Source organism: Streptomyces sp. BF23-19, from assembly GCF_041106355.1.
GTDB classification, from domain to species: domain Bacteria; phylum Actinomycetota; class Actinomycetes; order Streptomycetales; family Streptomycetaceae; genus Streptomyces; species Streptomyces virginiae_A.
Window position 1 is genome coordinate 14,480 of sequence record NZ_JBGBPT010000060.1, and the last position, 20,836, is coordinate 35,315.

A 20,836-nucleotide genomic window follows, 5' to 3' on the forward strand; every position below is an offset into this window, starting at 1 on the left:
ACGGCGGGCATGGTCAACTAGAACGCACGTACCGACTAGTAGGGGGAGGGAACGTGCGTTTCCTGCGCGTCGTTGTGATCATCGGAGTGGTTCTGGGGGCCTTGTTCGTGGGGGTGGACCGCTGGGCCGCGAGTTACGTCGAGAACCGGCTGGCCGACCGAATACAGGCGCGGCAGGGCCTGGCCGGTTCCTCGGAGGTGGAGGTCCACGGCTTCCCCTTCCTGACCCAGGTCCTCAGCCGCGATCTCGATCGGGTCGACCTGAAGCTGCGGGGCGTCGAGATCACCGCCGAGGACCGCAAGACGCGGCTCTCGGAGCTGGACGCGAGCTTCCGCGGCGTGAAGCTGAACGGTGACTACAGCGGCGGCACCGCCGACCGGGCCGAGGGCACGGCGCTGATCACGTACGCCGACCTGACGGCGGCCTCGCAGACCGGTGCGACCCTCTCCTACGGCGGGGCGCCGGGCAAGGTGAAGGTCACCGCGACCGTGAACGTCTTCGGCAAGACCCTGACGCACAGCGTGGTGTCGACCGTCACCCTGGAGGACGCGCCGGGCGGAAAGGGCGGCAAGACCGTCCGCGTGCGTGCCGACGAGGTGCCCGGCGGGGGTGTTGCGGTGGTCGAGAAGGAGATCCGCAAGAGGACCGACTTCGACCGCAATCTCGGCAGCGGTATGCCGGCCGGACTCCAGCTCTCGTCCCTGACCTCGGACGAAGCCGGTGTGCACCTCACACTGGGCGGCACGAACGTGGTGGTGGCCGGATCGTGAGACGGGGCGGTCCGATCCGCAGAAGGACGGGCCGTGCGGCAGGTCCCTGGGGTGGCGCGGCGGCCGCCCGGGGGCCTCATATCCCAATATTCGGACGATCCTGTCTCGCTATATGACACGCCGGTGACAGGGCGGCCGATTCGTCCCTACGATCCATGGCTATGAAGCATCAGCAGGCGGACCTCACGAAGCGACGGGCAGTAGACCTGTGTCGCGTCGCCGCCATGCTCTGTCGATCCATGTGACCTGTGAGCGCATCCGCTCCATCGACCGGACGACGGCCCTACGGCCCTTCCCGCGTGACCGCACCAGCCTCCTGAACCCCTGACGCCTCCCCGCTCAGGACCTCGAGCGCACCCGCAGGCACGCAGTACGCGTCACCCGCACAGCCCCGCCGCACACTGCCCCGGAGGAGAACACCATGAGCCGCAGCGACGTCCTCGTAGACGCCGACTGGGTCGAGGCCCACCTGAACGACGCCGATGTCGTGATCGTCGAGGTCGACGAGGACACGTCCGCGTACGACAAGAACCACATCACCAACGCGGTCCGGATCGACTGGAAGACCGACCTCCAGGACCCGGTCCGCCGCGACTTCGTGGACCAGGAGGGCTTCGAGAAGCTCCTCTCCGCCAAGGGCATCTCCAACGACGACACCGTCGTCCTCTACGGCGGCAACAACAACTGGTTCGCGTCCTACGCCTACTGGTACTTCAAGCTCTACGGCCACCAGGACGTGAAGCTCCTCGACGGCGGCCGCAAGAAGTGGGAGCTCGACTCCCGCGACCTGGTTGACGGCAAGGACGTCCCGAACCGCCCGGCCACCGCGTACAAGGCCAAGGCCCAGGACACCTCCATCCGCGCCTTCCGCGACGACGTCGTGGCCGCGATCGGCTCCCTGAACCTGGTCGACGTGCGTTCGCCCGACGAGTTCTCCGGCAAGCTGCTCGCCCCGGCGCACCTCCCGCAGGAGCAGTCGCAGCGCCCCGGCCACGTGCCGAGCGCCCGCAACATCCCGTGGTCGAAGAACGCCAACGACGACGGCACCTTCAAGTCGGACGACGAGCTGACCGCCCTGTACCAGGCGGAGCAGGTCGATCTGGCGAAGGACACCATCGCCTACTGCCGCATCGGTGAGCGCTCCGCGCTCACGTGGTTCGTGCTGCACGAGCTCCTGGGCCAGGAGAACGTCAAGAACTACGACGGTTCGTGGACCGAGTACGGCTCGCTGGTCGGCGTGCCGATCGAGCTCGGCCCCAACAAGTAATCCAGACCAGCGGGCACGCGACGCCCTCGTAGGTACGACTTCTCTCAGGACAGGACAGAGAACATGTGTGGAGCACAGATCGGCGGGCCCGACCTCGCGACGCTGAAGCCCGGTGAGACCGCCATCCAGGGCCAGATCACCAAGGACGGCGAGCCGGTGTCCGGCTACGTCCGCCTGCTGGACTCGACCGGCGAGTTCACCGCGGAGGTCCCGACCTCGGCGACCGGTCAGTTCCGCTTCTACGCCGCCACCGGCTCCTGGACCCTGCGGGCGCTCGTCCCGGGTGCCCAGGCCGACCGCGCCGTGGTCGTCGCCGAGGCCGGCGGCGTGACGGACGTGGCGATCGCGGTCTGAGCACCGCACATGTGATCGCCTGATCGAACGGCCGAAGGGCCGCACCCCCGGGGGTTGGACGCCACTGGAACGGGGTGCGGCCCTTCGTGCCGTCCGCGCACGCCCGCACCCTTGCGCGCGGGGGCGCCGGATCTACGCTGGAGGCATGTACGCCCGGCGTCGACGCGTCTACTTCCTGCTCATGGGCGGATGCCTGTTCCTGTTCGTCTCCGCCTGGGCCTTCGTGCGCCTGTTCTCGGTGGAGGCCGCGGTGGCCATGTGCGTGGTCGCGATGGTCATCCCGCCGGTCGCCGCGATGATCGCCAACCGGCGCGGCCCGGACGACCGCTGGTGGGACGACCCCTCGGGCGACGCGAAGTCCGACGAGTGGTGGGACGAACTGGACGGAAAGCGGCGTCACGAGGATTGAAACCTCGCGAGACGAGAATGTGATCTACGTTCGTACAACTGCTCCCCACCGCTACGGGTCATGGGGTACGCGCGGGTAACCAGCTCGCGCCACCAGTCCTGTGGGGGACCCTTTTGGAACACGAACAGACCATCCCGGAGCAGCGGAAAGAGGGGGAGAGTGCACCGGAGTCGGACACTTCGGTCCCGCGCCGCCGGGTGGGGCGCACGGCTCTCCTGATCGCGGGCGCGGCCGCGCTCGGCGTCCTCGCCGGAACGATCACCGGCTACGCGGTCCAGTACGACCGCGAGCCGACACCGCTGCCGCCGCTGGCCCAGCAGACGATGGACGGGCCGAAGCCGCAGGCGATGAACGACGCGACGACCCGGCGCTCGATCAACGCCAACCGCTGGCACAAGGCGGACGAGGAGCTGGCCAAGAAGCTGCTGGACGTCCCGAGCGGAGCGAAGAGCGAGTTCTCGGGCGTCCTTCCTCTGGACATGTTCGCCGCGGACTACTACGAGGAGGTCTCCGGGGGGCTCGGCACCCTCATCACTGACCGGACCCGGAGCGTCGCCTCCGTGGAATGGGCCGAGTCCGACCGGAACTTCATCGAGATCAACCTGATCCAGTTCCACGACCGCAACGAGGCCGAGGACTTCCAGCTGGGCATCGAGCACTACATGCCCACCAAGGAGTACGCGGGCAACGCGGGCAAGGAGGTGCCGGGGGTCCCCGACGAGTTCGGCCACATGTGGGTCGACTCGAAGGCGCAGGAGAAGCCGGGCTACGAGCCGCTCCGCGGTGGCCGTGCCGTCGTCCGCCGCGGCGACATCGTGGTGACCGTCCAGTACGTGAACAACCGCGGCGAGGTCGACGAGAACGCCCTGGCCGACCTGGCCAAGCGACAGATGGAGCGGCTGTGAGCGAGCAGCAGAACGTGAGCGAGCAGCAGAACGTGACCGACGCCGCCGGCGCGGGACCCTGGGCCGAGCCGACGGCCGCCACCGCGCCCCGGCGCAAGGTGAACCGCAAGGTGGTCACGCTGGTGGCGGCCGGGGTGGGCGTCGTCGTCCTCGTCGGCGGCGGCCTCGGAGCGGCGGCCGCGCTCGCCGGCGCCGACCGGACCTCGCCGACGCGGTACTGGCTGGCCGAGGACCACACGACCAGCGGCACGCAGGCCCCGGTGCCGTCCGTGCCCCCGAACGCGCTCACGGGCAAGCTGCTGCCGATGCCGAAGGACTACTGGGCCGGCCCCGACATCGACAAAGAGGGCAACTACTACTTCATCTCGGGCGACCGGGCACTGGAGACCTTCAAGGACACCCGCAAGGGCCTGTCCAGCAGCCGGCGCGGCGAGCGCGACAAGGTGCTCGCCGACCTGAAGCTCAAGGGCCTGGCCGGGCGCAGCTACTCGCGCAAGGACGGCGTCGGCGGCGGTGTCGTCGCCGAGATCCAGCTCGTGCAGGCCGACCCGCAGCAGCTCACCAAGTTCGGCGAGTTCGCCGGGAAGCTGATCGAGCTCTCCGGTTCCGACGGCGAGGCGCCGAAGGTGGACGGTCACCCGCAGGCCAAGTGCTCGGTGAACTCCGTCGTCGTCGAGAAGGACAAGGACAAGAAGGAGAAGCTCCAGTCCCTCGACTGCCTGGCCGTCGAGGGCGACCTCATGGTGAGTTTCCGGATGTACGGCAGCGAGGGATTCGTGGTGAAGGACGCCGCGAGCCTGTTCAAGCAGCAACTCGACCACATCAAGTCCCCCGGAGAGTCCGCGTGAGCGAGCAGACCACCACCGCGGCCACCGAGCCCGAGCCCGCGCCCGCGACCGCCCCGGAACCCACCGACACGGCCGCGGGGACCGCCGACACGGCCCCGGAACCCACCGACACGGTCACGGAGCCCATCGACACGCCCACGGAGACCGCCGCGACCGAGGCGACCGCCGAGGCTCCCGCGGCCCCCGAGGCTCCCGCGACCCCCGCGACCGTCGAGGCGGTCACCGAAGCCCCCGCGACCGCCGAGGCCGTACCGGCCCCGCCCAAGGACCGGCGCAAGCTGTTCGCCGCCCTGCGCTGGACCGCCGCCGTCGTCGTCTTCGCCACCGTCGGCGCGGGGGTCGCGTACGGGATCACCCGGCCCGAGCGCACCGACATCCCCGGCCTGTCCACCGAGGACGACGGCCGCTGGACGTTCCCCACGCTGTCCCAGCCCGCGCTGCCCGCCGGCGCCCCGCTGCCCCAGGGCCCGGACAACGAGGACGGGACGCACTACGCGCCCCTCACCGGCCTGCTGCTGCCCGCTCCCATGGGCTCCAAGGCCGACGACACGGTCAAGGCGGACAAGGACGGGACGGTGCCGGTCGACGCCTTCCTGGAGGAGTACACGCCCGAGGAGCGTCCGAAGCTGAAGCAGTCCCTCGAATGGGACGGGCTGCGGCAGATCGCCGGCCGGGGCTGGACGACGCCGGACGGCACCCGTACGCACGTGTACCTGCTGCGCTTCCACTCGTCCGGCTTCGTGGACGCGTTCAAGGGCTGCGACAGCAACATGCGGCTGAACGGGGTCTCGGCCCTCGACCTGGACGACGTGTGGAGCAAGGCCAAGAACTCCCAGATGAACAGCACCATGCTGGACTTCCCGGGGGCGGCCAACTTCGATGGCACCGAGCTCAGCGTGTACCAGGAGCTGAAGCCCCTCCTCGGCGAGGAGCAGAGCAAGATCGGGTGCCTCCGGACGGGTGACGTCCTCGGCATGGTCGTCCAGACCCGAAAGGGCGAGGTGGCCCCCGTTCCGTTCCACCAGACCGTGATCCTGCAGAGCCAGCTGCTCAGCTGACCGCCGGGCCGGTCCCGGGCCGGACCGGGGCTTCGGGCCACCTCACACGGTGCGCCCGGCCCCGGCCCAGTACGCTTGGGGACCGGCCCGTACCCCCGAACGAATTCCGAGGAGCACCCCGTGCTTGAGGCAGTCTTCACCTCCCTGCTGGTCCTGGTCTGCGTCGGCGTCATGGCCTTCACCGGCCTGGCCGTCAAGAAGCTGTACCAGGGTCAGCGCTGAGCATCCGCTCAGCAGACCGCCCCGGAACCCCTCCCACAGATCGCCTGAGCAGCCATTCATGATCCAGATCCCGTCCGACCTGAACCCGGGCCTCGTCCCCCTCGCCTTCCTCCTCGGCAACTGGGAGGGTGCGGGAGTCTTCGACTTCCCCGGTGAGGAGAAGTGCAACTTCGGCCAGGAGGTCGTCTTCAGCCACGACGGCCGGGACTTCCTGGAGTACACCTCCCACACCTGGGTCCTCGACGCCGAGGGCAACAAGGTGCGGCCGCTGGAGTCCGAGTCGGGCTACTGGCGCATCGACAAGGACCGCAAGGTCGAGATCGTCATGGTCCGCGACCAGGGCGTCGTCGAGGTCTGGTACGGCGAGCTCGCCGACCAGAAGCCCCAGATCGACCTGGTCACCGACGCGGTCGCCCGTACCGCGGCCTCCGGCCCGTACAGCGGTGGCAAGCGGCTCTACGGCTATGTGAAGAGCGACCTCATGTGGGTCGGCGAGAAGGCCACGCCGGACGTCGAACTGCGTCCGTACATGTCGGCCCAGCTGAAGAAGGTCGTCACGCCCGAGGAGGTCGCCGAGATGGCGCGCAACCTCCCGGACATGCCGGACGACGGCATCGCCTTCTTCCGCTGAGTCCACAGGCCGTACGCACGTACGCGCCTACACACGTACGCAAGGCTGTGCGAAAGGGGATCGCGGGACCGCCCGCGGTCCCCTTCGCGCGCATACACTGGCCGGGTGGGGAGCAGCGTGGACACCGAAAGCTCTGACTGGAAGAGCGACCTGCGGCAGCGCGGATACCGGCTGACACCGCAGCGCCAGCTCGTGCTGGAAGCCGTCGACGCCCTGGAGCACGCCACCCCGGACGAGATCCTCGTCGAGGTGCGCAAGACCGCCTCCGGGGTCAACATCTCCACCGTCTACCGCACCCTGGAGCTCCTGGAGGAGCTCAAGCTGGTCTCGCACGCCCACCTCGGGCACGGGGCCCCCACCTACCACCTCGCCGACCGGCACCACCACATCCACCTGGTCTGCCGTGACTGCTCCGAGGTCATTGAGGCGGACGTGGACGTCGCCGCCGAGTTCACGGCGAAGCTCCGTACCACCTTCGGTTTCGAGACCGACATGAAGCACTTCGCGATCTTCGGCCTGTGCCGCAAGTGCGCTGCGAAGCAGCGTGCCGCGCAGTCGTAGCAGGGTCGTACGCTTGGTCCCATGACCAGCAGCCCCTTGCTCCATCTCCCCGGCGCCGTACCGGCCGAAGGCCGTGACGAGGGCGTCGCCGCCCACTACGGCGAGCTGTACGGCGAACAGCGCGCCCTCGCGGAGGGGCGCGGCTTCGTCGACCTCTCGCACCGCGGAGTCGTCACCGTCAGCGGGCCGGAGCGCCTGAGCTGGCTGCACCTGCTGCTCACGCAGCACCTCACCGAGCTGCCGGCCGGGCAGGCCACCGAGGCGTTGATCCTCTCCGCCAACGGGCACATCGAGCACGCGCTCTACCTCGTCGACGACGGCGAGACCACGTGGGCGCACGTGGAACCGGGCACCCAGGGCGAGCTGATCGCCTACCTGGAGTCCATGAAGTTCTTCTACCGTGTCGAAGTCGCCGACCGCACCGAGGAGTTCGCGGTCGTGCACCTCCCGGCCGGCTCCATCGCCGAGGTCCCCCGGGACAAGGAGCACGTCGTCCGGGAGACCGCGTACGGCCGGGATCTCTTCCTGCCCCGCGCCGAGCTGGAGTCCTTCGCCGCCGCGCACGGCCCGGCCGCGGGCCTGCTCGCGTACGAGGCCCTGCGCGTCGAGGCGCACCGGCCGCGGCTCGGCCTGGAGACCGATCACCGCACCATTCCGCACGAGCTGGGCTGGATCGGCACCGCCGTGCACCTGCAGAAGGGCTGCTACCGCGGCCAGGAGACGGTCGCCCGTGTCCACAACCTGGGGAAGCCCCCGCGCCGCCTGGTCTTCCTGCACCTGGACGGCTCGGAGGTGCTGCTCCCGGCGCACGGCGCCCCGGTGCGGCTCGCCTCGGACGGGGAGGAGGGCCGTCAGCTGGGCTTCGTGACCACGGCCGTCCGCCACCACGAGCTGGGCCCGATCGCCCTCGCGCTGGTCAAGCGGAACGTGCCGGTCGACGCGCCGCTGCTGGTCGGGAACACGGCCGCGGCGCAGGAGGTCGTCGTAGCGCCCTGACTAGATGTCGATGACGACGGTGAACGGGCCGTGGTTGGTCAGCGAGACCCGCATGTCCGCGCCGAACCGGCCCGTCGCCACCGTCGCACCCAGCGCGCGCAGCCGCGCCACGACCTCGTCGACCAGCGGCTCGGCCACCGGGCCGGGCGCCGCCGCGTTCCAGGTGGGCCGGCGACCCTTGCGCGCGTCGCCGTAGAGCGTGAACTGGGAGATCACCAGCAGCGGTGCGCCGTTGTCGCTGCAGGACTTCTCGCCCTCCAGGATCCGTACGGACCACAGTTTGCGTGCCAGCAGCTCCGCCTTCTCCGGGGTGTCGTCGTGCGTCACCCCCACCAGCACGCACAGCCCCTCGCCGACGATCTCGCCCACGGTCTCGCCGCCCACGACGACGCTCGCGCCGTCCACCCTCTGCACCACTGCTCGCATACCACCTGTGTACCAGGCTTGCACCCGTCCGGGGCCGATCGGGTGGAGTGGGACTGCGTGGGGGCCACGGGGAGTGGCACGATGCACGCAGGCGGTGCGGGTGCGCCGCACCGGTCGAGGGGACGGACCCGTTCGTATGAATACTTCTGGTACCTCCGTACCTGCGTCACCCGCTTCCGTCGCGGCTGCCGCGGTACGACCGCCCGCGCAGCGCACGGCCGAGACGCAGGGGTCGCCGACCCCGACCACCGCGCTCGGACTGCCGGAACTGCGTGCGCTGCGCCGTGACGCGCAGCGCGACGAGGCCGATCTGAGCTACGTACGCAGACTGCTCCAGGGCCGCATCGACATCCTGCGGGCCGAGCTGGCCCGGCGGACGGACCCCGAGGCGCCGGTGGTGGACCGGCTCTCGGTGATCCTTGCCGACGCCCCCTCCAGCCGCAGCGCCTCGGCCCGGCACGTCACGCTCGGCACCCCGCACAGCGAGGAGTACCGGGTGTTGGCCGCGGAGATGCTGTCCGACGTGGAGCTCTCGGACCTGGGCGCCCGTACGGACGACGAACTGCACGACGGGATGGGGCGGCTGGTGCGCTACGAGCAGCAGGTCTCGCGGCGCCGACAGCAGCTCCAGCGCACGGTGGACGACTGCAGCGCCGAGATCACCCGGCGGTACCGGGAGGGCGAGGCGCAGGTGGACGACCTGCTGGCGTAGGGGCTGTCCCCGGGAAATATTCGGGCGACCGGCGGCGGTCGGGGGATTAGCGTGGGCGGTTATGAGTGCTGACGTCCGGCCGATCGCCGAATCCGAACTCCCCGACTGGGTGCGCACCGTGCACACCGGTTTCCTGACCACATCCCGGGTGACCGAGGCCGACATAGCCCTGCGCGCCAAGTACACCGACTTCTCACGGACGCACGGGGCGTTCGACCCCGACAGCGGTCGCTGCGTGGCGACCCTGCGCTCCTTCCCGCAGGAGTTGACCGTGCCCGGCGGGGCGGCCGTCCGCGCCACCGCGATCTCCAACGTGGGCGTGCTGCCCACCCACCGCCGCCAGGGCCTGCTGACCCGGTTGATGGCCGCCGAGTTCGCCGCGGCCGAGGCGCGCGGCGACGCGCTGATGACACTGGTCGCCGCCGAGTACCCGATCTACGGGCGGTACGGGTTCGGGCCGGCCACCTCCCTCGTGGAGTGGGAGATCGATGTCGCGCGCACCGGGCTGGACCGGAGGCTGTCGGCGCCGGTGGACGGCGGGCGGATCGAGCTGGTGGACGTCGAGGAGCTGAGGCGGGTGGGGCCCGAGCTGCACGAGCGGCTGCGGGCACGCACGACCGGGGCCGTGAACCGGGACGAGCGCTGGTGGAGCACGGCGACCGGCCTGGAGGCGTGGTCGTACCGGCCCTTCCAGGACAAGTTCTACGCCGTGTACCGGACGGCGGAGGGCGAGGTGGCCGGTCTCGCCGTCTACAGCGCCGACGACCACTGGACGGACGCGAAGGTTCCGCAGAGCACCGTGCAGGTCAGGGACCTGCTGGCGGTCAGCCCGCAGGCGGAGCGGGCGCTGTGGCAGTTCCTGTGCTCGATCGACTGGGTGCTGAAGGTCCGCACCGGCTATCGGGCCCCCGACTCCCTCGTCCCGGACCTGCTGCCCGATCCGCGCTCGGCCCGTGTCGTCTCCAGCGCGGACTTCCTGTGGGTGCGGGTGCTGGACGTCGTACGGGCGCTGGGCGCGCGGACGTACGAGGTGCCCGGGGTGCTCGTCCTGGAGGTCACGGACGGGACGGGGCCGGCGGCCGGCCGCTACCGGCTGGACGCGGGCACCGGTGTGTGCGAGCGGACCGAGGAGGCGGCGGACCTGCGGCTGGACGTGGCCGCGCTGGGCTCCCTGTACCTGGGCGACGCGTCCGCGGTGCGACTGGCCGCGCTGGGACGGGTGACGGAGGAACGGCCGGGGGCGGCCGCGCTGGCCGACGCCATGTTCCGTACCGCGCGCCGTCCGTGGTGCCCGGACATCTTCTGACCGCGTGCTGATGAACGAGAACCGAGGACCGAACTCTTGACATCACTTGTGGAATCCCTGCGCGCGGCGGGCTGCGTCTTCGCGGAGGAGGAGGCGGAGCTCCTGACCGGGGCCGCCACGGACGCGGACCACCTGGCGGAGCTGCTGGCCCGCCGGGTGGGCGGCGAGCCGTTGGAACACGTCGTCGGCTGGGCGGAGTTCTGCGGACTGCGCATGGAGGTCGGCGCGGGCGCCTTCGTACCGCGCCGGCGCACCGAGTTCCTGGTGCGGGAGGCGGTGGCCCTGGCCCGCCCCGGCGCGGTGGTGCTGGACCTGTGCTGCGGGGTCGGCGCCCTGGGCGCGGCGGTGGCCGCGCAACTGCCGGGCGGCGCCGAGCTGCACGCGGCCGACATCGACCCGGCGGCGCTGGTGTACGCGCGGCGCAACGTGGCCCCGTACGGCGGCCGGGTGTGGGAGGGCGACCTGTACGCGGCGCTCCCGTCCTCGCTGCGCGGCCGCGTGGACGTGCTGGTGGTCAACGCCCCGTACGTGCCGACGGAGGAGATCGTCCTCATGCCGTCGGAGGCGCGCGACCACGAGCCGCTGGTCTCGCTGGACGGCGGGGCCGACGGCCTGGACATCCACCGCCGGGTGGCGGCGGGCGCGTTGCCCTGGCTGGCCCCGGGCGGTCACCTGCTGATCGAGACGAGCGCCCGCCAATCCCCGTCGACGGCCTCGGCCCTGACCTCGGCGGGCCTCGCGGTCCGGGCGGTGACCTCGGAGGAGCTGTACGCGACGGTGGTCATCGGAACGGCCTGACGACGTGGCGTTCGAGGTGCTGCCGGGCACGGGTCTGGCCCTGCCGCGGGGCGCCGACGTCCTGCGGTTCGGCAGCTCCGAGCGGGAGGCCCGGTGGGCCGTCGCGACCTTGGCGGACGTGCGGGGGACGTGGGTCTGCGGGACGGGCTGGGCCTTCACCGCCCGCTACGAGGGCCTGGAGCTGCTGGCCTACGGGGACTGCCCGGACCGCCTCGGCCGCACCGGCCACGACCGGCACGGTCTCGCGGCCGTCCACCTCGGCCGGTACGAGGCGGAGCCGACCGGGCCGTCCGCCGTCCCGGTGGTCCTGCGCGGCGTCGACCTGTTCGGGTACCCGGCGGCCGAGGTGCTGGAGGCCCTCGGGCCCGGCCCGCACCCCGGTGTGACCCTGCCGCGGGCAGGATCCCCGACCGGCCACTACCTGCCGGAGGTACGGCTCGCGGCCACCCCCTAGGACTGCTCCCGCCCGAGCAGCGGGGCGACGGGGTGACGGGGTGAGCCAGGTGGGAGCTGTTGCAAGCAGGTCGCTTGCAATAGTTAGCAGAGTCGGGCAGGATCTGAGCATGGCATCGCTCAACGTCGGAAATCTCGGCGAGTACCTCCGTGAGCAGCGTCGGCAGGCCCAGCTTTCGCTGCGGCAGCTGGCGGAGCAGGCGGGGGTGTCGAATCCGTACCTGAGCCAGATCGAGCGCGGGCTGCGCAAGCCGAGCGCGGACATCCTGCAGCAGCTCGCCAAGGCGCTGCGGATCTCCGCGGAGACGCTGTACGTGCAGGCCGGGATCCTGGATGAGCGGGACCCGGACGAGGTGGAGACGCGAGCCGTCATACTCGCCGACCCGTCCATCAACGAGCGGCAGAAGCAGGTGCTGCTCCAGATCTACGAGTCGTTCCGCAAGGAGAACGCGCTCGACACGCCCGCCGACGAGATGCCGTCGAAGACGAACTGAAGTTGATCCGGGAGGACCAGCACATGGCCATCGCCGATGACCTGAAGAAGACCCTCACCGACCCCACTCCCCTCTACTTCGCCGCCGGCACCGCCGACCTGGCCGTGCAGCAGGCCAAGAAGGTGCCCGACCTGATCGAGCAGCTGCGCGCCGAGGCCCCCGCGCGCATCGAGGCCGTGAAGAACACGGACCCGAAGGCTGTGCAGGAGGCGGTCACCGCCAAGTTCAACGAGGTGCTCGGCGCGATCGACCCGAAGAAGTTCGGGGAGACCGCCCAGGACCTCGCGCTGCGCGGTGTCGGCGTGGCCGCCGAGTACGCGGTGCGCGCCAAGGAGACGTACGACAAGGTCGCCGTGCACGGTGAGCAGGCCGTGCGGAACTGGCGGGGCGACGTCTCCGCCGAGATCGTCGACATCGCCGTGGCCGTCGAGCCCGAGTCCGCGGCGGAGCCGGTGTCGGAGCCGGTCGCCGAGGCCGCCGCCGACGAGAAGCCCGCCGTGAAGAAGCCCGCCGCGCGCAAGAGCACGGCGAAGAAGGCCACGGTCACGGCGGACGACGCGAGCTGAAGCGGAACCGCATGAGTGACGGCGGGCCGGGCACCCTTCAGGTGCCCGGCCCGTTGTGATTCATGAAGGCGCCCGTGCCGGTAGCGTGGAGTCGGGCGGCACCGGAAGAGCGAAGCAGAAGCTGAGAAGGCGGTCGAAGCGATGTTGATCGATGGGTTCGATCGGGGCGTGATCCCGTTCCTCGGGTACGTCATGCTGGCGCTTGCCGTCGTGGCCTTCGTGATCGCGCTGGTGGCGCGCGAGGACGCGTACCGGGCGGCCGACAAGCAGAGCAAGACCTTCTGGCTGGTCATCCTCGGCGTCACCGTGGCCGTGGACTTCCTCCTGGGGATGCTGTTCCTGCAGATCGCCGGTCTCGTCGCGACCATCGTCTTCTTCGTCGACGTACGCCCGGCCCTCAAGCAGGTCTCGGGCGGTGGCGGCCGGCGCGGCGGCAGCAGCAGTGACGGGCCGTACGGGCCCTACAACGGCGGACGCTAGGCGCGCAGCGGCCGGAGCAGGAGCGGGAGCGGGAGCCCCGTGGCGGTGGTCGTGGCTGCGGTCGCGGCCGTTGTCCGGTGGGATCAGCCCTCGGCGCGGGAGAGCAGGACCACGGCCACGTCGTCGGTCAGCTCGCCGCCGTTGAGGCGGCGGGCCTCGGTGACGGAGGCCTCCAGCAGGCCCTCACCGCTCAGACCGCGATCCAGGTGGCGGTTGATCATGTCGACCATGCCGTCCTGGCCCAGACGTTCCTTGCCCTCGCCGATGCGGCCCTCGATCAGGCCGTCGGTGTAGAGCATCAGGCTCCAGGTGCCGCCGAGCTCGACCTGGCGGCGCGGCCAGCGGGCCCGGGGCAGCAGCCCGAGGGCCGGGCCGCTGTTCTCGTACGGGAGCAGCCGCGCGCGGCGGCCCGGCCGGGATATCAGCGGAGCCGGATGGCCGGCCAGGCACAGACCGGCGCGGCGGCCGTCCGGGGCGATGTCGACCGTGCACAGCGTCGCGAATATCTCCTCGCACGGCCGCTCCACCTCCAGGACCTCCTGGAGGGTGGCCAGCAGGTCGTCGCCGCAGAGCCCGGCCAGGGTCAGGGCGCGCCAGGCGATGCGGAGCTCGACGCCGAGCGCGGCCTCGTCCGGGCCGTGGCCGCAGACGTCGCCGATCATGGCGTGGACGGTGCCGTCGGGGGTGCGGACGGTGTCGTAGAAGTCACCGCCGAGCAGGGCCCGGCTGCGGCCGGGGCGGTAGCGGGCGGCGAAGCGGAGGTCGGAGCCCTCCAGGAGGGGCGTGGGGAGCAGACCGCGCTCCAGCCGGGCGTTCTCCTGGGCGCGCAGTTTCGATTCTGCGAGCTTGTACTGGGCGATGTCCGCCCGTTTTCTCTCCACGGCGTAGCGGATGGCACGGCTCAGCAACCGGCCGTCCAGCTCGTCCCGGAAGAGGAAGTCCTGGGCGCCGACCCGGACGGCCTCGGCGGCGCGCTCGACGTCGTCCTCGCCGGTCAGGACGAGGACGGCGTGGCGCGGGGCGATGCGCAGCACCTGGCGCAGGGCGAGCAGCTGGTCCACGGCGGTGGCGGTGCCGGTTCCGTTGACCGTGCCCGCCGCCCCGTTGACCGAGCCGTTGGCCGTCGCTCCGGGCGTACGGGCGCTGGCGTCCGGGAGGGACAGGTCGAGGAGGATGCAGTGCACGTCGGGCGTGAGCAGCCGCTCGGCCTCGGTGAGGTTGCGGGCGGTGCGGAGCCGGATGCGGTGGCCGTCCGCGTCGAGGATCTCGGGGACGGTGAGACCGCCGGCCGGGTCGTCCTCGATGACCAGGAGGGTCAGCGGGGTCGTGTGAGGGGCGGTCGTCTGAGGGGTCGCTTGCGCGACGCCCGTGGCGGCTACGGCCGGGGCGGCGGTGTGCAGAACGGCCTGACCGCTCTCCGTGGCCGAGGTGTCCCTCTGCCGCGGTACGGGTACGGGCATCGTCTCCGGTTCCTTCCCTCCCCCCGAGGGTGCGCTCGTCCGGCAGACCCTAGCGGTCCCTGCCCGACAAACGGAATGCCGTTCTTGGCGAGGGCCTCCGTCATATGCGGTTATCGCGGGGGAAAATCGGCCTCACTGGATGACAAAGGTCACGGCGGGGCCGTGTTCCGTCCCGTCCACCGAGACGTGTCCGAGGCCCGCCGGGTTGCCTGCGTCACCCGATCCCATCCGCCCGGTCGAAGATCCCCGCGCCGCGCCCGTGGCCCCGCGCCCGTGGGCCCCGCGCCCGTGGGCCCCGTGTTGTGTCCATGGTCCCGTGTGGTGCCCATGGCCCCGTGCCCGGGTCGTCGAACCCCGCCGGTCGAAGCCTCCCGCGCCGCGCGCCGGCGGGTACCGGGCGGAGCCCCGGCACCCGTGTCGCCGGGCGACCCGGCAGGGTTACGCGTCGGGGCGGACCACTGCCTTGATGGGCATCGAGCCCGCGCCCGCGAGGGTCACGTTCCGGCCGGGGCGCGGGGCGTGGACCATCGCGCCGTCGCCGACGTACATGCCGACGTGGGTCGCGTCGTCGAAGTAGATGATCAGGTCGCCCGGGCGCATGTCCTTCAGCGCGACCTTCGGCAGCAGCCGCAGCTGCTCCTGCGAGGTGCGCGGGATGCCCCGGCCCGCCGCCAGCCAGGCCTGGGAGGTCAGCCCGGAGCAGTCGAACGACGACGGGCCCACGGCGCCCCATTTGTACGGCTTGCCGATCTGGGCGGTGGCGAACTGCACGGCCCGCTTGCCCGCTTCCGTCGCCGCGCCGTTGACGTCCTTCATCGCGCCCGTCGACAGCCACGCCGTCTGCGCCTTGTACTGGGCTTCCTGTTCCAGCTGGATCAGCCGGGCCTTCTCCTCGGCCTCCAGCTTGCTCTCCAGCTCCTCAGCGGCCTTGATCTTCTCCTCGACCTGCTTCTTGGAGTCCTCCGACTTGACCCGGTTGGCCTCCAGGATGGCCCAGCGGTCGCTCGCCTCCTGGGCGTAGCGCTCCAAGTCGGCCTGGGTGCGGTCCAGTTCGGAGAGCATGTTCGAGGCGGCCTTCTCGCCCTGACGCAGTCGGCCCGCCCCGTCGAGGTAGTGGTTCGGGTCGTTGCTCAGCGCCAGCTGCGCGCCCGGCGGCATCCCGCCCGAGCGGTACTGGGCACGAGCGGCGGCGCCCGCCCGGTTCTTCAGGTCGGCGATCTTCTCCTTGCCGGCGACGACGAGACGGGCGATCTCGACGATCTTGTCCGACTGGGCCTTGGTCTCGGCCTCGGCGAGGTTGTAGGCGTCGGTGGCGGTGCCCGCCTGCCGGTACAGGTCCTCGATCTCCTTGCGGACCTGCTCCAGGGACTTGACGCCCGGTTCGGGGAGGGGCGCGGCCGGAGCCGCCGGTGCGGCGGGCGCGGCGGGTGCCGCCGGAGCCGCGTACGCGATGCCCGTCGCGAGGCCCGGCGCCGTCAGTATCGCCATCGTGCACAGCAGCACGAGAGAACTTGCGCCTCGCCATTGCCTTGCGGCTCCCATGGTCCCCCCAGGCACCCGAGCCAGACCTCGTATCAGATCTGACTATTCATCAGTAACTTCGCACTGCCATCGGGATGGTGCCACGAGTCGACGAATTACAACACCCTTGTGGATGGCGATCCGATCTTGTCCACCCGACGGGCGTCATTTCCAGCCCCGCACGGTTCAACGGACCACCCCGACCCCCTGGTTCCCCCGCACACCGCATTCACTCCACCGGGCGCAACGCCTCCCAGGGCAGCGTCAGTTCCCCCTGCCGCCACCGCCGCGGCCCGTCCACCAGCGGCCAGTCGCCGGACAGCGCCCGCGCCGTCCGGATCCAGCGCTGCCGTGCCCCGTAGGCGGCGTACGGGGCCGCCGCCGCCCACGCCCGGTCGAAGTCGCGCAGGAACGCGTGCACCGGCTCGCCGGGCACGTTCCGGTGGATCAGCGCCTTCGGCAGCCGTTCCGCCAGGTCCGAGGGGCGCTCCAGGGAGCCCAGCCGGGTCGCGAACGTCACCGTGCGCGCTCCCTCCGGGCCCAGCGCCACCCACACGTGCCGCCGCCCGATCTCGTCGCAGGTCCCCTCCACCAGCAGCCCGTCCGGGGCCAGCCGCCCGCACAGCCGCGCCCAGACCTCGGCGACCTGCTCCTCGTCGTATTGGCGCAATACGTTTGCCGCGCGGATCAGCGACGGGCGGGCCCCACCGTCCAGCGGTACCTCGAAACCGCCGTGCCGGAAGCTCAGCCCCTCCCGCTCGTACGGCTTCGCCCCCGCCACCCGCGCCGGTTCGATCTCGATGCCGACCACCCGCACCCGCGGCGCCGCGTCCCGCAGCCGCGCCAACAGTTCCACCGCCGTCCACGGCGCGGCCCCGTAGCCCAGGTCCACCGCGACCGGCGCCTCCGCGCGCCGCAGCGCGGCCCCGTGGGTGGCCGCGATCCAGCGGTCCATCCGGCGCAACCGGTTCGGATTGGTCGTCCCGCGCGTCACCGAGCCCACAGGGCGGCCGGGCGTGCGGCTGGGGGGCGGGGTACTGCGGGAGGCCATGAGCCGAGGGTAAGCGGAGGGCCCGCACACCATGAAAACCCCGCGACGCACCACCGAATACGAGGAAACCTCCAGGAAAACCGGACACCCCGGAATGCGGGGGACGGCCATCCGGGTTGCACTCCTTGCAGGGCGTCCTCCGCGCCCTCGCCGTCATGCCGTCCGGCATGTCGTCCGTCATGCCGTCCGAGCGTCGGGCGCGCGCCGTCCGAGCCGAGAGGACTGGTCCCTTGAGCCAGTACGTGTCCCGCCTCAGTGGCCGCCTCGCCGCCGCCCGTGCCACCCGCCACGAGCCGCCGCGGCTGCGTCTGCCGGCCGTCGGCCACCACCGCAAGCCGCGCCGCGTGGCCATGCTCAGCGTGCACACCTCACCGCTGCACCAGCCCGGTACCGGCGACGCCGGCGGCATGAACGTCTACATCGTGGAGCTGGCCAAGCGGCTCGCCGCCATCAACATCGAGGTCGAGATCTTCACCCGGGCCACCACCGGCGGCCTGCCGCCCGTGGTCGACCTGGCCCCCGGCGTCCTCGTACGGCACGTGGACGCGGGCCCCTACGAAGGCCTCGCCAAGGAGGAGCTCCCGGCCCAGCTGTGCGCCTTCACCCACGGCGTGATGCAGGCCTGGGCCGGCCACCGCCCCGGCTACTACGACCTCGTCCACTCCCACTACTGGCTTTCCGGCCACGTCGGCTGGCTTGCCGCCGAACGCTGGGGCGTCCCGCTCGTGCACGCCATGCACACCATGGCGAAGGTCAAGAACGCGGCGCTGGCCGAGGGCGACACGCCCGAGCCCGCCGCCCGCGTCATAGGCGAGACGCAGATCGTGGCCGCCGCCGACCGGCTCATCGCCAACACCGCCGAGGAAGCCGACGAACTCGTGCGGCACTACGAGGCCGACCCCGCCAAGGTGGCCGTCGTCCACCCCGGCGTGAACCTCGACCGCTTCACGGTCGGCGACGGCCGGGCCGCCGCCCGCGCCCGCCTCGGCCTGCCGCCGGACGCCGTCATCCCCCTCTTCGCCGGGCGGATCCAACCGCTGAAGGCCCCCGACATCCTGCTGCGCGCCGTCGCCGTCATGGTCGACCAGGACCCCTCGCTGCGCCGCCGCCTCTTCGTCCCCGTCGTCGGCGGGCCCAGCGGCAGCGGCCTCGCCAAGCCGGAGGGCCTGCAGAAGCTCGCCGCGAAGCTCGGCATCGCCGACCTCGTGCACTTCCACCCGCCGGTCGCGCAGGACGGCCTCGCGGACTGGTTCCGGGCGGCGTCCGTGCTGGTCATGCCCTCCTACAGCGAGTCCTTCGGGCTCGTCGCGATAGAGGCCCAGGCCGCCGGTACCCCGGTGCTCGCCGCCGAGGTCGGCGGGCTGCCCGTCGCCGTCAACGACGGGGTCACGGGGCTCCTCGTACCCGGGCACGACCCGGTGGACTACGCGCGGGAGCTGCGGCGCTTCGTCGACGAGCCGGCGCTCGCGGACCGGATGGGCGCCGAGGCGGCACGGCACGCGCAGTTCTTCGGCTGGGACACCGCGGCGAGCGGCACGGCCGACGTCTACACCGCGGCCATGCATGATCATCGCCGTCGCGTACGCTCCCACCATGGCTGACACCGCCGAGATCGTCGAGAGCGCGCTCACCGCCGCGGAGCTGGACTGGGAGAGCCCCCAGCCGGGGACCTACGTCGTCCAGCTCCCCGGCACCCGCAAGCTGAGCACCACCTGCTCGCTCAAGGTCGGCCGGCACTCGCTGTCGGTCAACGCCTTCGTGATCCGGCACCCCGACGAGAACGAGGCGGGCGTCCACCGCTGGCTGCTGGAGCGCAACCTCAAGCTGTACGGCATGGCGTACGCGGTGGACCGCCTCGGCGACATCTACCTCACGGCCCGCCTGCCGTTGTCGGTGGTCACCCCGGAGGAGCTGGACCGGCTGCTCGGCACGGTGCTGGAGGCCGCGGACGGCTCGTTCAACACACTGCTGGAGCTGGGCTTCGCGAGCGCGATCCGGCGCGAGTACGAGTGGCGGGTCTCGCGCGGCGAGCCGACCTTCAACCTCGACGCGTTCAAGCACCTGACGCGGCCGTCGTAACGGCTGAAATACAGCCTCGCCGGCGTTCGAGGCGCGGGGTCCGGGGCGGAGCCCCAGCGACGGCGCAGGCCGCGCTACGCCCCGGCGTCGGCCGGAACGGGCTTCGACATCGCCGCGCCGGCACCACCGGCCACGGCCGTACCGCCCGTACCCGCACCCTCGGAGAGACCCCGCATCAGCAGCCAGTAGCCGGCTGCCGCCACCGTGCCCAGGACACCGGTGGCCGCCCACAGCAGGTCCGCCCCGTACCGGTCGATCACGAAGCCCGCCATCAGCGGCGCGACCAGCGCTGCCACCGCCCAGGACAGGTTGTAGACCCCCTGGTAGCGCCCGCGCCCGTGCACCGGCGAGAGCCGCACGACCAGGCCCATCTGGGTCGGCGAGTTCACGATCTCGGCCAGGGTCCACACGCACACCGTCAGCGCGTACGCCCACACCGGCCCGGCGAAGGCCGTCAGCGCGAACCCGTACCCCGCCAGCAACGCCGAGATCACCAGCAGCTTCTGCGGGTCGCGGTGCTCGATGAAGGCCGTGACCGGGATCTGGAGCAGCACGATCAGCAGCCCGTTCACGGCGACGACCAGCCCGTAGTCCCCGGGCGAGAACCCGGCGGCGCCCATCGCGACCGGCAGGCCGACCGAGCCCTGCGTGAAGATCAACGAGATCAGGAACGACAGTCCGACCACGCTCATGAACCGGCCGTCCCGCAGCACCGTCCCGAGCCCGATCGCGGGCTCCTCGCCGGTCCCCTTCCCCGCACCGGTGGGCGCGCCCTCGGGCCGGGACTCGGGCAGCTTGACGAAGACCAGCACCGCGCAGGCGAGCGTCAGCGCGGCCTCGCCCAGGAAGCCGGCCAGGTAGCTGTACTCCGCGATCAGCCCCGCCGCCGTCGCGCTGACGGCGAAGCCGAGGTTGATGGCCCAGTAGTTGAGGGCGAAGGCCCGTACGCGGTCCTCGGGGCGGACGATGTCCGCCATCATCGCCGCGACCGCCGGCCGGGAGGCGTTCGAGGTCATACCGACCAGCAGGGCCACGGCCGCGATCGCCGCCGGATGTTCCATGAAGCCGAGCAGGGCCACCGAGAAGGCGGTCGACGCCTGGGCCGCCAGCAGCGTGGGCCGGCGCCCGAGCCGGTCGGTCATCACACCGGCGACCAGGGAGGAGATCACACCGCCGAGCCCGTGGAGGGCGACGACCAGTCCCGCGAAGGAGGCCGAGTAGCCCCGGTCCAGGGTCAGGTACAAGGCCATGAAGGTGGCGACGAAGGCCCCGAGCCGGTTCACCAGGGTGCTGGTCCAGAGCCACCAGAAGGCCCGGGGCAGCCCGGAGACGCTCTCCCGGGCGGCGTGTGCCAAACGGGCAGCGGACATGAAGGATCCCCCCGGCGGTGTAAGCATCACTCGTACGGCGTGCACATTACGAGCGGCAGGGCTCCGGGCGCCAGTCGATTGACGCGCGCCGTCAATCCG

At 71.5% G+C, this 20,836-nt stretch carries 25 protein-coding genes; 20 read left to right on the forward strand and 5 right to left on the reverse strand.

Features of this window, described 5'->3' with window-relative positions; genetic code table 11:
* Positions 1–53 precede the first annotated feature (53 nt).
* The 11 genes from AB8A24_RS28920 to AB8A24_RS28970 all read left to right on the forward strand — a co-directional run bounded on the left by AB8A24_RS28920 (position 54) and on the right by AB8A24_RS28970 (position 8,021).
* On the forward strand, positions 54–770 hold the full coding sequence (locus tag AB8A24_RS28920) for a DUF2993 domain-containing protein (protein WP_266383691.1): 717 nt from the start codon (positions 54–56) through the stop codon (positions 768–770).
* Positions 771–931: 161 nt separating this feature from the next.
* Entirely contained in the window at positions 932–1,015 is an 84-nt protein-coding gene (locus AB8A24_RS28925) for a putative leader peptide (RefSeq protein WP_350206375.1), read from the forward strand.
* 176 nt (positions 1,016–1,191) lie between these two features.
* A complete protein-coding gene (locus tag AB8A24_RS28930) occupies positions 1,192–2,037 on the forward strand; it encodes a sulfurtransferase (RefSeq protein WP_328962716.1) in 846 nt (281 codons plus the stop codon).
* Between the two features lie 63 nt (positions 2,038–2,100).
* A complete protein-coding gene (locus AB8A24_RS28935; RefSeq protein WP_030011783.1) occupies positions 2,101–2,391 on the forward strand; it encodes a DUF1416 domain-containing protein in 291 nt (96 codons plus the stop codon).
* A 145-nt stretch (positions 2,392–2,536) separates the two neighbouring features.
* Complete coding sequence (locus tag AB8A24_RS28940) at positions 2,537–2,800, forward strand: DUF3099 domain-containing protein (protein ID WP_033225902.1); 264 nt, start codon at positions 2,537–2,539, stop codon at positions 2,798–2,800.
* 197 nt (positions 2,801–2,997) lie between these two features.
* Positions 2,998–3,705, forward strand: a complete 708-nt coding sequence (locus AB8A24_RS28945) for a hypothetical protein (RefSeq protein ID WP_369478013.1) — start codon at positions 2,998–3,000, stop codon at positions 3,703–3,705.
* Positions 3,702–4,553: a hypothetical protein gene (locus AB8A24_RS28950; protein ID WP_369478014.1), complete on the forward strand. Its 852-nt coding sequence runs from the start codon at positions 3,702–3,704 to the stop codon at positions 4,551–4,553. Before AB8A24_RS28945 ends, AB8A24_RS28950 begins: the two co-directional genes overlap by 4 nt.
* Entirely contained in the window at positions 4,550–5,611 is a 1,062-nt protein-coding gene (locus AB8A24_RS28955) for a hypothetical protein (protein ID WP_369478015.1), read from the forward strand. Before AB8A24_RS28950 ends, AB8A24_RS28955 begins: the two co-directional genes overlap by 4 nt.
* A gap of 280 nt (positions 5,612–5,891) precedes the next feature.
* Complete coding sequence (locus tag AB8A24_RS28960) at positions 5,892–6,464, forward strand: FABP family protein (RefSeq protein WP_030659031.1); 573 nt, start codon at positions 5,892–5,894, stop codon at positions 6,462–6,464.
* Between the two features lie 105 nt (positions 6,465–6,569).
* A complete protein-coding gene (locus AB8A24_RS28965) occupies positions 6,570–7,025 on the forward strand; it encodes a Fur family transcriptional regulator (RefSeq protein ID WP_266483812.1) in 456 nt (151 codons plus the stop codon).
* Positions 7,026–7,046: 21 nt separating this feature from the next.
* Positions 7,047–8,021 carry a folate-binding protein gene (locus AB8A24_RS28970; protein ID WP_328962720.1) on the forward strand — a complete coding sequence of 325 codons (975 nt, stop codon included), beginning with the start codon at positions 7,047–7,049 and terminating at the stop codon, positions 8,019–8,021.
* Here AB8A24_RS28970 and dtd read toward each other — a convergent pair whose 3' ends face one another.
* On the reverse strand, positions 8,022–8,447 hold the full coding sequence (dtd, locus tag AB8A24_RS28975; protein WP_369478016.1) for a D-aminoacyl-tRNA deacylase: 426 nt from the start codon (positions 8,445–8,447) through the stop codon (positions 8,022–8,024).
* Positions 8,448–8,583: 136 nt separating this feature from the next.
* Here dtd and AB8A24_RS28980 point away from each other — a divergent pair, with 136 nt between their 5' ends.
* The 7 genes from AB8A24_RS28980 (at position 8,584) to AB8A24_RS29010 (ending at position 13,256) form a co-directional block, all read left to right on the forward strand.
* Entirely contained in the window at positions 8,584–9,159 is a 576-nt protein-coding gene (locus AB8A24_RS28980; RefSeq protein WP_328962721.1) for an AmfC protein, read from the forward strand.
* Between the two features lie 61 nt (positions 9,160–9,220).
* Positions 9,221–10,465, forward strand: coding sequence for a GNAT family N-acetyltransferase (locus AB8A24_RS28985; RefSeq protein ID WP_369478017.1), 1,245 nt, complete (start codon positions 9,221–9,223; stop codon positions 10,463–10,465).
* 36 nt (positions 10,466–10,501) lie between these two features.
* The gene (locus AB8A24_RS28990) at positions 10,502–11,263 is read left to right on the forward strand and encodes a putative protein N(5)-glutamine methyltransferase (RefSeq protein WP_328962723.1); all 762 of its coding nucleotides are present in this window, start codon (positions 10,502–10,504) and stop codon (positions 11,261–11,263) included.
* Positions 11,264–11,267: 4 nt separating this feature from the next.
* Positions 11,268–11,717 carry a hypothetical protein gene (locus tag AB8A24_RS28995; RefSeq protein ID WP_328962724.1) on the forward strand — a complete coding sequence of 150 codons (450 nt, stop codon included), beginning with the start codon at positions 11,268–11,270 and terminating at the stop codon, positions 11,715–11,717.
* Between the two features lie 109 nt (positions 11,718–11,826).
* Positions 11,827–12,210, forward strand: a complete 384-nt coding sequence (locus AB8A24_RS29000) for a helix-turn-helix domain-containing protein (RefSeq protein ID WP_030728460.1) — start codon at positions 11,827–11,829, stop codon at positions 12,208–12,210.
* A gap of 23 nt (positions 12,211–12,233) precedes the next feature.
* Entirely contained in the window at positions 12,234–12,776 is a 543-nt protein-coding gene (locus AB8A24_RS29005; protein WP_369478018.1) for a hypothetical protein, read from the forward strand.
* A 141-nt stretch (positions 12,777–12,917) separates the two neighbouring features.
* Positions 12,918–13,256 (forward strand): DUF2516 family protein, encoded by a 339-nt coding sequence (locus AB8A24_RS29010; protein ID WP_030768091.1) that lies wholly within the window; start codon positions 12,918–12,920, stop codon positions 13,254–13,256.
* An 83-nt stretch (positions 13,257–13,339) separates the two neighbouring features.
* On the opposite strand, the gene AB8A24_RS29015 is transcribed toward AB8A24_RS29010, so the two are convergent.
* From AB8A24_RS29015 to AB8A24_RS29025, 3 genes are all read right to left on the reverse strand, one after another.
* Positions 13,340–14,716: a SpoIIE family protein phosphatase gene (locus tag AB8A24_RS29015; RefSeq protein ID WP_328962726.1), complete on the reverse strand. Its 1,377-nt coding sequence runs from the start codon at positions 14,714–14,716 to the stop codon at positions 13,340–13,342.
* A gap of 438 nt (positions 14,717–15,154) precedes the next feature.
* A complete protein-coding gene (locus AB8A24_RS29020; RefSeq protein ID WP_328962727.1) occupies positions 15,155–16,204 on the reverse strand; it encodes an NlpC/P60 family protein in 1,050 nt (349 codons plus the stop codon).
* Between the two features lie 262 nt (positions 16,205–16,466).
* Positions 16,467–17,288, reverse strand: coding sequence for a class I SAM-dependent methyltransferase (locus AB8A24_RS29025; RefSeq protein WP_328962728.1), 822 nt, complete (start codon positions 17,286–17,288; stop codon positions 16,467–16,469).
* Positions 17,289–17,518: 230 nt separating this feature from the next.
* On the opposite strand from AB8A24_RS29025, the gene mshA reads away from it, so the two are divergent.
* Positions 17,519–18,889: a D-inositol-3-phosphate glycosyltransferase gene (gene mshA, locus AB8A24_RS29030; protein ID WP_328962729.1), complete on the forward strand. Its 1,371-nt coding sequence runs from the start codon at positions 17,519–17,521 to the stop codon at positions 18,887–18,889.
* A complete protein-coding gene (locus tag AB8A24_RS29035) occupies positions 18,882–19,367 on the forward strand; it encodes a YbjN domain-containing protein (RefSeq protein WP_033225935.1) in 486 nt (161 codons plus the stop codon). Before mshA ends, AB8A24_RS29035 begins: the two co-directional genes overlap by 8 nt.
* Positions 19,368–19,441: 74 nt before the next feature.
* Here the strand turns inward: AB8A24_RS29035 and AB8A24_RS29040 are convergent, their stop codons facing one another.
* Positions 19,442–20,737 carry an MFS transporter gene (locus tag AB8A24_RS29040; RefSeq protein WP_328962730.1) on the reverse strand — a complete coding sequence of 432 codons (1,296 nt, stop codon included), beginning with the start codon at positions 20,735–20,737 and terminating at the stop codon, positions 19,442–19,444.
* Positions 20,738–20,836 lie beyond the last annotated feature (99 nt).